The organism is Mesorhizobium waimense, assembly GCF_003601975.1.
GTDB lineage: Bacteria > Pseudomonadota > Alphaproteobacteria > Rhizobiales > Rhizobiaceae > Mesorhizobium > Mesorhizobium waimense.
This window is the reverse complement of sequence record NZ_QZWZ01000022.1, coordinates 50,930-63,356: the sequence shown is the minus strand read 5'-3', so window position 1 is coordinate 63,356 and position 12,427 is coordinate 50,930. Positions and strand designations below refer to the sequence as shown.

Below are 12,427 nucleotides of genomic sequence, written 5' to 3'. Positions count from 1 at the left end.
GCTGATCATGGAACTGCTGATCTTCGGCGCCTCGGGCGCGACTGGGCGCGTCCTTGTCCAAGCGGCGCTGGCAGAGGGCCATGCGGTGAGCGCCTTCGTTCGCACGCCGGGCAAGCTTGCGATCCGCCATGAAAGACTGACAGTGATCGTCGGCGATGTCGCCGACCGGCAGGCGGTGGAGCGTACCGTTGCCGGACACGATGCGGTTTTGAGCTGTCTCGGCGTCGGCGTGCCGCTGAAACACGACCCGGCCGTGGTCGCCGGCATCGGCTTCATCGTCGATGCCTTGCAGAGAACGGGGCCTGCCCGGCTCATCTATTTGTCCTTCCTTGGCGTCCACGACAGCCGGCATCAATTGGGGCTGCTGCTCGGCGGCATCGTCGTGCCGCTTTTGCTGCGCCATGAAGTGGCGGATCACGAGGCGAAAGAACGCCTCATCGTCCAGTCCGGACTCGACTGGACCATCGTGCGGCCGCCCAAGCTCAGCAATGGCGCGGCAACCGGCCGGCTCCGGCACGACAACGGCATCCACGCAAAGCCACTGCTGCCGACAATGGCGCGCGCCGACGTGGCAGCCTTCATGCTCGGCCAGGTTGGCGACACCACCTACTCGCGCAAAGCAGTCTCGCTGCTGCACTGAGCCTCAAGACACCGTAGCGCCCCGCCCTCCGCGGTGCGGCGCGCGATGAAGTCGTCGAGCAGGCCGGCGGTGTCGACGGCGCGAACTGGAAACTGGAAAGGGCGTGATCGCGGGCGAAATCGATGATGCCCGCGCCATCGGGATATCGAGCTGGATCGATAGCGGTGTCCGCGGCATGCGCCGCCAAGCAACTCGTCTTCGGGGAGCCGCGCGCGCGACCCAGTTAGCGAAAATCAGCCGCGGTCAGCACATACATGCTCTTGCGGGTGCGGTCGTAGGCCGTCCTGGCGACGTCGTATATGGCGCTGCTGGCCATATCGAAGGCGGTGAGATAGCCGGCCTCGTCGGCTGCGGTTTCGGGTCGCATCTTCGACATCGCATCCGCAGCGACCGAGAAGGAAATCTGGAACATGCCGTCATGGCCGACAAATCGGATGCGTCGACCCGCCGCGTCATAGCTGCGGCTGCGATTGGGGAACGTAAGGCTCATGACTTGACCTCCGTTGCGGCGACCTTCTTGATCACCCGCTTCTTCTTCGGCGTCGGATTCAGGGCCTCCGCCACGCGATCGGCCTCTTCCTTGGCCAGCCGCAATTCGCGCAGCCTTGTCGTCTTGATGATCCGGGCCTTGGCCTCGGACATATATTCGGCTGTCGCCTTGTTTCGCTCCGCAGTCTTCTTCTGCTTGTCGACAAAGCGGGCTTCAGCTTTTTCCATGATACTTTGATTGCCATCGGCCATCGACAAATCTCCGTTGCGCTTGAAATCGTAAAAACGAACTTGTTCGATATAAATAGGCATTCGGTCGACGATATTCAAACTTTGAAATATTTGAGATATTGCGAACATCGGAAAACGATCTGGCAAAATAATACGTTTCAATATTTTCACGTATCGCACGAATAATTCTTGGCACTCCTATCTATCGAGTGCCAATGCGCCTATACAGGAGCAGCGGTCGCCCATGCCGGCTCCAGAAAGAAATTCCCATGAAATTCCGGCCAGTCCGCGACCGGCCGGGCGACTGATTCCAACGCCAATTCAAAGAAGGAACTGTTCCGTGTCCACACAAAGCAGCAAGCCATCTCTCGCGCGTCGATGGGAAGACTACCAGCCGGCCAAATCTACGCTTTTCTGGGCATGCGCGGTAACCCTCATCGCCACACTGATCATCGGTTTCAATTGGGGCGGATGGGTGACAGGCGGCACCTCGCGCTCGCTGATGGCAACGGCCGGCGATGTAGCGCGCGGCAAACTGGCCTCGGCCGTCTGCGTCGATCGCTTCAACGCAGCGCCCGATGCCGTTGCCAAGCTTGTCGAGTTCAAAGCCCTGACCGACAGCTACAAGAAGCGGCAGTTCATTGAGACAGGCGGCTGGGCGACCATGCCCGGAGAAACATCGCCCGACAGGCTGGGCGCCACGAGCTGTGCGGTCGCTCTCGCGGCCTGAACTCTTCGACCTCTTCGAGACAAACGAACTCTTCACGAGAGCCTGAAAGACAGCCGCCGGGGCATCTTCCCCGGCGCGGTCCAGCGGCAAGGAATCGACAAATGATTACGTTCGTACCGAAGCCAAATACCGTCCCGGCGACTGAACCAGCCGAGGAAAGCCGCTTCGACCGCATTCGCCGGCTTGCCGCCGACAAGCACAGGAAAGCCGATTCCGGCACGATCCGCCGCGACCCGCAAAAGGCCGGCGACAAGCGCCCGATGTAACGGGCGCATGCCCCGGTCACGAGACGGGTGCCGCGCCGCCCTGTTCGGTGCGGCGTGCGATGAACTCATCGAGGATGCCTGACGTAGCAGCGACGGATGCCGGTGGCTGGAAGTCGGCGACCAGCCGCTTCCAGATACCCGTTGCACGCTCGGTCGCGCTCTTCGAGCCGGCCTGCGTCCAGTTGCCGAAATTCGACCAGTCGGCCACCAGCGGTTCGTAGAAGGCTGTGCGGTAGCGCGCCATTGTGTGGCCGGCCGCGAAGAAATGCCCGCCCGGCTGCACTTCGGCAATGGCTTCGAAGCCGATCGCATCCTCGTCGCCTGGTGTTGATGCGCAGAGTTCCGCGACCGTCTGCAGCGCCTCTATGTCGGTGATCAGCTTCTCGAAGGAGACGCTCAAGCCGCCTTCCAACCAGCCGGCGGCGTGGATGCAGACCGTTGCGCCTGCTAGCACCGAACCCCAGAGCGCGAACTGCGTTTCGTGGGCTGCCTGCGCGTCGGAAATGTTGGCGGCGCTGCCGCCGCCGGAGCGCCAGGGCAGGCCGGTGAAGCGCGCCAGCTGGCCGGCCCCTAGCGTCGCCTTGACGTGCTCCGGCGTGCCGAAGGCCGGTGCGCCCGACTTCATGTCGACATTGGAGGAGAACGAGCCGTAGACCACCGGCGCACCCGGCCGCACGATCTGGGCAAGGGTCAAGCCCGCCAGCGCCTCGGCATGCTGCAGCGTCAGTGCGCCGGCCACCGTGATCGGCGCCATGGCGCCGGCCAGGCAGAAGGGCGTGATGATCGACACCTGGCCGGCGCGGGCGAAGTCGATGATGCCTTGCGCCATCGGGATGTCGAGCTGGCGTGGCGAGTTGGTGTTGATGACGGTGTAGCAATGGGCGCCGGCAAGGAATTCTTCTTCGGAGAGGCCGCGCGCCAGCCTGATCATCTCGAACCCGTCCTCGACCTGCGGCGTGCCGCGCGCGAAAATGAAAGGGACTTTGTCCGACAGCGTCAGCTGGGCGCGGTTGACGGCGTAGTGGCGGAAGCGGTTGTCGACATCCTGCGGCTCTATGCACGGGCAAAGCATATGCAGCACGTCGAAATGCTGGATCAGCTTGGTCAATTCCTCAAAAGCGGCAAGCGTTCCCGGCCGCCGGCCGCGTTCGAGATCGGTGACGTTGGGCGCCCCGGCCCCGGCGAGGAAGGTCATCGAGCCGAGTTCGAGCATCAGGTCGCGGCTACGATCGCCCGCCAGCGCCCTGATGGATTTTGGCGCCGAGGCAAGTGCTGTCGCCACGATGTCGCGGCCGATGCGCACCATCTGGCTGTCCTCGTCGACAAGCGCGCCGGCGCGGGCAAAACGCTCACGCGCCTCGGGCAGCAGCACCTTGATGCCGAGTTCCTCAAGCACGCGCAGTGCCGTATCGTGGATCGCCGCCACCTGGTCGTCCGAAAAGACTGGCTGCGGCAGGAAAGGGTTCTTGAGTGACCGATAGTCCGGGCGGCGGCTGGACTCGCTGCCGGCCTCGCCGGTGCGTCCACGCCTGCGCTCGCGCCTGGTGTCGCGTGCAGCGTCATCAACCATGGCAGTTCCTCCTCATTGACGCATCGCCCTGCCCTCGGGGTCGTAGGGTGAGGTCGGAATGACGCGCGCCGGCTGCTCAACGCCGACGACATGCACCGTCAACGCGGTACCTTCCCTAGCAAAATCACTTTCGACAAGCGCCAACGCCAAGCTCTTGCCGACCGTGTAGCCATAGCCCCCCGAGGTGACGAAGCCAACGCGCCGGCTCTTGTGCCAGACCGGCTCGAAGCCGCTGGCGTCGGCGTCGACAGCATCGACCTCCAGCGTCACCAGGCATTGCCCGGCGCCACCGCCATCGCGCTCCCTCAGCGCGGCATCGCGGCCGATGAAATCGCCCTTGCCGAAGGCAATGAAACGGCCGAGCCCGGTCTGGCCGGGCGTGTAGGCCTGTGTGAATTCGCGCGACCAGATGCCGAAGCTCTTTTCCAGCCGAAGCGCATTAAGCGCATAGAAGCCGACTTCCGCCAGGCCGAGATCCTCGCCGGCCGTAAGCAGCGTGTCGCGCAACGTGGCGTGCATGGTGGCCGGACAATTGATCTCGAAGCCTACCTCACCGGCGATCGACAGGCGGGCAACCCGCGTTTGCGCCATGCCGATGTCGAACACGCCGCAGGCCATGAACGGAAGGGCATCAGCCGAGACATCCTGATGCGTCGTTCGCGCCACGATTTCCCGCGCATGCGGCCCGGTGACGAGGAAGCCGGTCATCGTGTCGGAAATGTCGGTGACAGAAACGCCCTCCGCGCCATGCGCCTCGAACCAGCGCATGTGGAATTCCCTGAGATAGTAGGAACCCATGATCCAGTACTCACCGCCGCCCCAGTTGAGGACGGTGAGATCGCCCTTCAGCCTTCCGTCATGGCCAAGCATTGGCGCCAGCCTCGCCTGCCCCGGTTTCGGCAGCCTGCAGGCGAGCAGCCGGTCGAGCCAGGCTTCCGCGCCCGGCCCGGATACAGCGTAGCGGGAGAAGGCGGAGGTATCGACGAGACCGGCGGCGTGGCGCACCTGCAGCGCCTCGTCGCCGACGATGTCGAAGGCGTTGGAGCGCTTCAGCGTGGTGTTTTCGCGAAAACCCATCGGCGCGAAATAGGCCGGGATTTCCAGGCCCCAGGACGACGTCCATTCGCATCCGGCCGCCGTCATCCCGTCATAGGCGCCGGGGCGTTTCAGCGGCCGGCCGGCCGGCAGGCGCTCGTTGGGGAAGGTCATGACGAAGCGGCGGGCATAGAACTGCCGCGTCGTTTGTTTCAAATATTCGCGGTTGGCGGCGAAGGCGCCGTAGCGGGCGATGTCCATGCCGAAAATATCGGCCTGCGGCTCGCCATGGATCATCCATTCGGCCAGCGATTTGCCTACGCCACCGCCCTGGCTGAAGCCGGCCATGACGCCGCAGGCGACCCAATAGTTGCTCAAGCCACGCACCGGTCCGACGATCGGGTTGCCGTCGGGCGTGAAGGTGAAGGCACCGTTGACCCATTTGCGGATGCCGGCCGTCGCCAGACAAGGAAAGCGCTCATAGGCCTTGGCGAGTTCCGGGCTGATGCGGTCGATGTCTTCCGGGATCAGCTCGATGCCGTAATCCCAGGGCGCGCCATCCATGTTCCAGTGTTTTGGGTTCTGCTCGTAGACGCCGAGCAGAACACCTTTGCGCTCCTGGCGGAGATAGGCAAAGCCGTCGAGATCGACGGCGAGGCCAAGCTCCTTGTCGAGCGCGGCGACCTCGGGAATGTCCTCGGTGACGAAATAGTGGTGCTCCATCGGCGTCACCGGCAGATCGACGCCGGCCATGCGGCCTAGCTGCTTTGCCCAGAGACCGCCGGCGTTGACGACATGCTCGGCGACGATCAAGCCCTGTTCGGTGAAGACGTCCCAGCTGCCATCGGCACGCTGCTTGAGGTCGAGCACGCGGTTGCGCAGGATGACATCGGCGCCGCGTTTTTTCGCAGCTCCGGCATAGGCATGGGTGGTGCCATAGGGGTCGAGATGGCCTTCGTTGGAATCGTAAAGGCCGCCCAGCACATCACTGACATCGACGATCGGGCAGATCGCCTTGATCTCGTCGGGCGTCACCAGCCGGGCGGTCTCGATGCCGACCGATTGGAATACCGCCCAGGCCGATTTCAACCACTCCCAGCGCTGCGGGTCGCTGGCCATGTTGACGCCGCCGGTCATGTGCAGGCCGGCATTCTGGCCGGACTCGGCCTCGATCTCGCGATAGAGCTTGATCGTGTAGTCCTGCAGCGCCGCGACATTCGGGTCGGCGTTCAACGCGTGGAAGCCGGCCGCGGCGTGCCAGGTCGAACCGGCCGTCAGCTCGGCGCGCTCGATCAGCGCCACATCGCTCCAGCCGAAGCGCGCCAGATGATAGAGCACCGAGGCCCCGACCACCCCACCCCCGATGACGACTGCGCGATAGTGTGACTTCACGAGCCTCTCCCCTCGTTGGAGGCCCTCACCATACAGGCACTGTACATATGTGTCTAGACACTAGTGTACAGACTGCTTGCACGCCGCTGCGCGCCATGGCACTTGTGCGGTCATGATCATGATTGCACCCCAGGACGAGCCGACGCCCGGCAACATCAAGGTGACGCGCTGGGACTGGATCAATCTGGCGCTGCAGACGCTGATTTCGGACGGCATCGAAAGCGTGCGCGTGCTGCCGCTCGGCCAAAAGCTCGGCGTCTCGCGCTCGAGCTTCTACTGGTATTTCCAGAGCCGCCAGGACCTGCTCGACCAGTTGCTCGCACACTGGCACGACACCAACACCAAGGCGATCGTCGAACGCGCCCAGCGGCCGGCCGAAAGCATCATCATGGGGGTCATGAATGTCTTCGAATGCTGGGCCGACGAGCGCCTGTTCGATCCCCGGCTGGACTTTGCCATCCGCGAATGGGCGCGCCGCTCCGACGATGTGCGGCGCATGATCGACCAGGCAGACGACGAGCGCCTCGTCGCCATCCGCGACATGTATCGCCGGCACGGCTATGACGAGGAAGACGCCTTCATCCGCGCCCGTGTGCTCTACTACATGCAGATCGGTTACTACGTGCTCGACCTCAAGGAGCCGGTCGAGGCCCGGGTCAGCCACCTCGCCGCCTATCTGCGCAGCTTCACCGGCCAGGAGCCGAGCGAGGCCGACGTGGCGCATTTCATGCGCTTCATCGCGGCGCGGTGATGCCGCCGCGGCAAAGCATTTTCCTTACCATCAACAAACCGCGCGGTGTGGCTTCGCTGCCCTTGTGAGCAGTGCTAAAATGGACGAATAGTCTTCTCCGGGGCGCCGTCCTGAAGTTGCCCGTGTGCGGCTCTCAGGTCACGGCGTGGGGCGGAATTCTGGAATGACCAGTCCTTTGATGCCACGCAAGAGAAGAGGTCCGATCGCAGCGGCGCTGCTGGCGGTGGATGCGTGGCTCGATTCTTCGCTTTATGAGATCGGCTTCAGGGCGCGCCAGTTCTGGGAAGCGGCGACGATCTTTTCCCGGCGGTTCCGTGTCAAAGGCTGGCGGCGCGGCATCATCGAGGTGCTGAGCGAAGGGTTTACGATCGGCGCCGGCGGCATCGTGGTGCTCTTGGCGCTGGCCTTGCCGGCCTTCCAGATCACCACCGGCGACTGGCGCACGCAGGGCGACTTTGCTGTCACCTTCCTCGACCGCTATGGCAACGAGATCGGCCAGCGCGGCATCATCCAGCGCGACTCGGTACCGGTCGACGAGATGCCCGACCATGTCATCAAGGCGGTGCTGGCGACCGAGGACCGGCGTTTCTTCGACCATTACGGCATCGACGTGCTCGGCTTGTCGCGCGCGATCTTCGAGAATGTGCGCGCCAATTCCGTCGTCCAGGGCGGCTCCAGCATCACCCAGCAGCTGGCCAAGAACCTGTTCCTCTCGAATGAGCGCACCTTGCAGCGCAAGATCAAGGAAGCCTTCCTGTCGCTGTGGCTGGAAGCCAATCTGTCGAAGAAGGAGATCCTGCAGCTCTATCTCGACCGCGCCTATATGGGCGGCGGCACCTTCGGCATCGAGGCGGCGGCGGACTTCTATTTCGGCAAGAGCGTCAAGGATTTGAACCTCGCCGAGGCGGCGATGCTGGCCGGCCTGTTCAAGGCGCCGACCAAATACGCACCGCACATCAACCTGCCCGCGGCGCGTGCCCGGGCCAATGTGGTGCTGTCGAACCTTGTCGATTCCGGCTTCATGACCGAAGGCCAGGTGCTGCAGGCAAGGCTGCATCCGGCCGACGTCGTCGATCGCGGCGAACAGAAGAGTCCCGACTATTTCCTCGACTGGGCCTTCGACGAGGTCAAGAAGATCGCCGCCAAGTCCGGCCAGCACTCATTGGTCGCCCACACCACTTTCGACGCCAACATCCAGAAGGCGGCCGAAGAGTCCGTCGAATTCCACCTGCGCCAGTTCGGCAAGGAATACAACGTCACCGAAGGGGCGGTGGTGGTTATCGAGACCAATGGTGCGGTCAGGGCGATCGTCGGCGGCCGCGACTATGGCGCCAGCCAGTTCAACCGCGCCACCAAGGCGCTGCGCCAGACCGGCTCGTCCTTCAAGCCCTATGTCTACGCCACAGCGATGGAGCACGGCTTCACGCCGGACTCGGTGGTATCAGGCGGCGCGATCAGCTGGGGCGGCTGGTCGCCGCACAATTACAATGGCGGCTCGGCCGGCAACGTGACGCTGATCACCGCGATCGCCAAATCGATCAACACCGTGCCGGTGCGACTGGCCAAGGACTATCTCGGCATCGGCCCGATCAAGGCGATGGCCGAGGCGATGGGCGTGGAGTCGCCGCTCGAAGGGCACAAGACCATGGTGCTCGGCACGTCGGGCATGACGGTCATGGACCAGGCGACCGGCTACAGCGTGTTCGCGCAGAACGGTTTCGTCGGTTCGCGGCACGGCATCACGCAGCTCCTCACCCGCACCGGCGAGGTGGTCTACGATTTCGCCAAGGACGCGCCGCCGCCGCACCGCGTGCTGTCGGAACAGGCGCTGAAATACATGAACACCATGCTGGCGGCAGTGCCGGTGATCGGCACGGCACGGCGCGCCCTGCTTCCCAACATCGTCGTCGCCGGCAAGACCGGCACGACGCAATCCTACCGCGATGCCTGGTTTGTCGGCTTCACCGGCAACTACACGGCCGCCGTCTGGCTCGGCAATGACGACTTCACCCCGACCAAGAACATGACGGGCGGCACGCTGCCGGCGATGGTGTGGCAGCGGCTGATGGTCTACGCGCACCAGAACATCGACCTCAAGCCGATCCCCGGCCTCGATCATCCCTTCGTCGATCCCGAAGTCGCGGCCAAGGCCGAGGAGGCGGCAAAGAAGAACGCCGAGCAGGCCGAGGCCGAAGCCGCTGCCGAGCGCCCGCCGGTGCTGTCCAGCCGCACCACGCAGACGCTGCGGGAGATGACCAAGATGTTCCAGGCAGCGCCCGTGCTCGAGCCCCCCAAGGCGCCGGAGACGCTGTCGGCGCTCTGAGCGGCCAATTCAGCCGGACGCCGGCCTTGCCACGAGCCCCTGCCCCGCGATATCCCCGAACGGCAATCCTCTCTCTGTTCCCGGCTCCTGATGCTCAAGAACGCCTTCCTGACGCTCGTCGCGCTTGCCATCGCCATCGGCGGCGGCGGCGGCAGCGTCTGGTATGCGCTGAAGGCACAGGACGGCGTCGGCGCGATCAGGATCGGCCAGTGGACCGCCTTCCCCGAGATCGGCACGCAAGCAGCCGACCCCTATTCGAAGGCACGCGTGGCGCGCGAGGGCGTGCTGGCGCTCGGCCGGGCCGAGGGGCTCTCCTTCATCGCCGAACGCGATGCCGGCGGCGACCAGCTCAGGCGCGAATGCGCCTATACGATCGAAGGCAGCTTTCCCACTGCCCGCTTCTGGACCCTCTATGCCGCCGACCAATCGCTCGGCGTGGTCGACACCGACAAGCCGAGGCTTGCGGCGTTGCAGTCCTATCAGGTGCTGCGCCAGCCCGACAATTCGGTGATCATCACCGTCGGCAACCGCCCGGCCCCCGGCAACTGGCTTCTGACCGACGGCTTCGGACGGATGTATTTCGTGCTCACCTTCTACGACACGCCGATCGCCAGCAGTACCGGCCTTTCCGATGTGACGCTGCCCAGGATCGTGAAAGCCGGCTGCAATGCGTAAGTTGCTGCACACCGTCCTGCTCGGTCTGCTTGGCGCCGGCATCGTGCATATCGTCGTCTTGATGCTGGTGCCGGAGTTTTCCGAACGCGACGCCTGGTCGCGACTGGCGATGGCCTCGGACCTCTACAAGATGACCAGGCTCGACGCCGAGGCCGGCGGTGCGCCGGTGGTGAAATCCGTCGACCCGCTGTTTTATGCAGCGGCCTGCCGCTTCGATCTTGCCGAGGGAATGGTGCGGGTCAAGGCGCCGGGAAACGTGCCGTTCTGGTCGGTCTCGGTCTATGACCGCAGCGGCCACAACCTCTATTCCTTCAACGACCACAGCGCCACCGGCGGCGTGCTCGACACCGTGGTGCTGACGCCGGCTCAGATGATCGACGTGCGCAGGGAACTTCCCGAGGAGCTGCAGGGCGCGATCTTCGTCGAAGCACCGATCGAGGAAGGCATATTCGTTATCCGCTCCTTCGTGCCCGACGACAGCTGGAAGCCTGTCGTCTCACAGTTTCTGGAGCAGAGTTCCTGCCAACTGCAGGACTATTGATTTCGACCGCGGCGCCCTAATGATGCGGAACAGGAGTCCTCGGCGCACCCGGCTTGTCCGGACCGCTTGGCCTCGCATCGCCGGTTAGCGGCGAAGGTTCGTAGCGGACGCCGGGGAAAATGATCACCGCCGCCGGCGTGCCGGTGTTTTGACTTGCTCGATTGGTTGGTGCCGTTCGCGGCACGAAAGACAGTACCATGCCCATGGTTCGCGCATTCCTCTCGGTTGCCCCGGAGCACAACGCAACGCCTCCAAATGTGATTAAGGCGGGCAGAGGGTTAACGGAGCGCTAACGGATCGTCGCTAACTTGATCTTTGTTCTTGGTAATCGCGAAACCGACACAGTCCCGGTCGAGCGTGGTCCAGGTCGTGTCGAGTGTCGGGCGTATCCTCCGTGTCATCTTCGGATTTCAGGCAAATCGCTATTCGGGCTGAAGCGGGAAAGGCCGAAAGGCTGTTCCGCGCCGTGGTGTCGGCATTCTGCTCGCTGACCCGGCCGTCGCGCCGCGAGATCGCCCAGCTCGAAGATCTGACACTGCCGCTGTTCGACGAGGTGTCGGTCGAATCGCGCCGCTATGTCGCCGCAGCCCTTTCCGAATGCGAATATGCGCCCAACGCGCTGGTGCGGCGGCTGGCCGAAGAGCCGGTCGATACCGCCGCTCCCCTGCTCATCCGCTCGCGGGCGCTGAGCGACATCGACCTCATCGCGCTGATCGGACGGCACGGCCTGCCGCATGCGCGCGCCATTGCGCGGCGCAAGGACCTGAACCCGACCATATCGGATCTGATCAAGGCGCTTGAAAAGCCGACGCTGGTCAGGATGCGGCCGCCGCAGACTATCGTGACGGCAATGCCGGCGAAGGAAGTGGCCGCCAATGCCGCGGGCGCGGAAACGCAGGAGCCACCCGGCAATGCCGCCGAGAACGCAAGGCGCCGGCTGCGCGCGATGATGCGCCCCGATGCGGCGGGCAAGGATGCCTGCGTCAACCCGTTCCTCGGCCAGGCGAGCTACGCCAAGCTGCGCGAGACGGCGCTGACCGGCAATGCAGCCTTCTTCCAGACCGCACTTGCCGATGCGCTCGACATCGATTTCCAGACGGCACGGTCGCTCATCGAACAGTCGAGCTATGCCGCGCTGCTTACCGCGCTCAAGGCACTCGATATCAGCGAGGACCGGGCCTTCCTGATCGCGGTCGCCGTCTATCCCAGCGAGTTTCCGCATCCACAGGCAATCCGGCTGTTCCTAGATCGTTACCGGCTGCTGCATCGCGAGGCGGCGCTGGACAGGGTGCGCGGCTGGAAGGCCGAGACATTGTCGCGGGCGATCCGTGACAGCGGCCAGGGCAGTGCAAACTCCGACGCGCGCGAAGCGTTGAACAGTGACGACTCGGCGCCCAGCCACAAGGCGTCCTAATCCAGCCTTATTCCGTCTTGACCGAAAGCAGTTCCTCGATCGGAACGGCGCCGGCCTCGATCTCGACCACCCAGATATCGGTATCGAATTTCTTCTCGCGCTCCAGCCTGGCGTCGAGCACGGTGGCATCGTCGCCCGAGCCGAGCAGGGTGAAGAAACGGTCGTCGGGCCTGGCCGAATCGTAGCTCGTTTGCGGCGCTGGCCCGAACAGGGCGATCTCGCCCAGCCTGCTTCGCGCAAGCACGAAGACGGCGCCAGCCTCGGCGGCACCGCGCTTGACCACCGCGGCAAAGCCACCAGCGCCGAACACCCGGCGCAACAGGGCCGACACCCACAGATCAGTGGTTACACGCATGGGAGGTTTCCGGTC

13 protein-coding genes are annotated in these 12,427 nt (G+C 64.2%); 8 read left to right on the top strand and 5 right to left on the bottom strand.

All coding sequences use genetic code 11. The annotated features are described in order from the left end of the window. The first annotated feature begins 7 nt into the window (after nucleotides 1–7). Nucleotides 8–640 carry an NAD(P)-dependent oxidoreductase gene (locus D3227_RS24885; protein ID WP_167480827.1) on the top strand — a complete coding sequence of 211 codons (633 nt, stop codon included), beginning with the start codon at nucleotides 8–10 and terminating at the stop codon, nucleotides 638–640. Nucleotides 641–863: 223 nt separating this feature from the next. On the opposite strand, the gene D3227_RS24880 is transcribed toward D3227_RS24885, so the two are convergent. Then, entirely contained in the window at nucleotides 864–1,130 is a 267-nt protein-coding gene (locus D3227_RS24880; protein WP_120016918.1) for a DUF1488 family protein, read from the bottom strand. After that, nucleotides 1,127–1,381, bottom strand: coding sequence for a hypothetical protein (locus D3227_RS24875; RefSeq protein WP_120016975.1), 255 nt, complete (start codon nucleotides 1,379–1,381; stop codon nucleotides 1,127–1,129). The genes D3227_RS24880 and D3227_RS24875 overlap by 4 nt, the downstream gene beginning before the upstream one ends. Nucleotides 1,382–1,700: 319 nt before the next feature. Between D3227_RS24875 and D3227_RS24870 the strand changes: the two genes are divergently transcribed. Together D3227_RS24870 and D3227_RS41750 are read left to right on the top strand one after the other, a co-directional pair. Further along, the gene (locus D3227_RS24870) at nucleotides 1,701–2,090 is read left to right on the top strand and encodes a hypothetical protein (RefSeq protein WP_120016917.1); all 390 of its coding nucleotides are present in this window, start codon (nucleotides 1,701–1,703) and stop codon (nucleotides 2,088–2,090) included. A 101-nt stretch (nucleotides 2,091–2,191) separates the two neighbouring features. Beyond that, nucleotides 2,192–2,356, top strand: coding sequence for a hypothetical protein (locus D3227_RS41750; RefSeq protein WP_167480826.1), 165 nt, complete (start codon nucleotides 2,192–2,194; stop codon nucleotides 2,354–2,356). 16 nt (nucleotides 2,357–2,372) lie between these two features. On the opposite strand, the gene D3227_RS24865 is transcribed toward D3227_RS41750, so the two are convergent. Beyond that, on the bottom strand, nucleotides 2,373–3,926 hold the full coding sequence (locus D3227_RS24865; RefSeq protein WP_120016916.1) for a trimethylamine methyltransferase family protein: 1,554 nt from the start codon (nucleotides 3,924–3,926) through the stop codon (nucleotides 2,373–2,375). 12 nt (nucleotides 3,927–3,938) lie between these two features. Next, entirely contained in the window at nucleotides 3,939–6,353 is a 2,415-nt protein-coding gene (locus D3227_RS24860; protein ID WP_120016915.1) for a GcvT family protein, read from the bottom strand. A 112-nt stretch (nucleotides 6,354–6,465) separates the two neighbouring features. On the opposite strand from D3227_RS24860, the gene D3227_RS24855 reads away from it, so the two are divergent. The 5 genes from D3227_RS24855 (at nucleotide 6,466) to D3227_RS24830 (ending at nucleotide 12,057) form a co-directional block, all read left to right on the top strand. Next, nucleotides 6,466–7,104 carry a TetR/AcrR family transcriptional regulator gene (locus D3227_RS24855; RefSeq protein ID WP_120016914.1) on the top strand — a complete coding sequence of 213 codons (639 nt, stop codon included), beginning with the start codon at nucleotides 6,466–6,468 and terminating at the stop codon, nucleotides 7,102–7,104. Nucleotides 7,105–7,267: 163 nt separating this feature from the next. Next, the gene (locus D3227_RS24850; RefSeq protein ID WP_120016913.1) at nucleotides 7,268–9,427 is read left to right on the top strand and encodes a transglycosylase domain-containing protein; all 2,160 of its coding nucleotides are present in this window, start codon (nucleotides 7,268–7,270) and stop codon (nucleotides 9,425–9,427) included. Between the two features lie 90 nt (nucleotides 9,428–9,517). Continuing rightward, nucleotides 9,518–10,102 (top strand): DUF1214 domain-containing protein, encoded by a 585-nt coding sequence (locus D3227_RS24845; RefSeq protein ID WP_120016912.1) that lies wholly within the window; start codon nucleotides 9,518–9,520, stop codon nucleotides 10,100–10,102. Next, nucleotides 10,095–10,643 (top strand): DUF1254 domain-containing protein, encoded by a 549-nt coding sequence (locus D3227_RS24840; RefSeq protein WP_120016911.1) that lies wholly within the window; start codon nucleotides 10,095–10,097, stop codon nucleotides 10,641–10,643. Before D3227_RS24845 ends, D3227_RS24840 begins: the two co-directional genes overlap by 8 nt. Nucleotides 10,644–11,037: 394 nt before the next feature. After that, entirely contained in the window at nucleotides 11,038–12,057 is a 1,020-nt protein-coding gene (locus D3227_RS24830) for a DUF2336 domain-containing protein (RefSeq protein ID WP_120016909.1), read from the top strand. A 7-nt stretch (nucleotides 12,058–12,064) separates the two neighbouring features. On the opposite strand, the gene D3227_RS24825 is transcribed toward D3227_RS24830, so the two are convergent. Further along, nucleotides 12,065–12,412 carry a DUF1491 family protein gene (locus D3227_RS24825; protein WP_120016908.1) on the bottom strand — a complete coding sequence of 116 codons (348 nt, stop codon included), beginning with the start codon at nucleotides 12,410–12,412 and terminating at the stop codon, nucleotides 12,065–12,067. Between the last annotated feature and the right edge of the window lie 15 nt (nucleotides 12,413–12,427).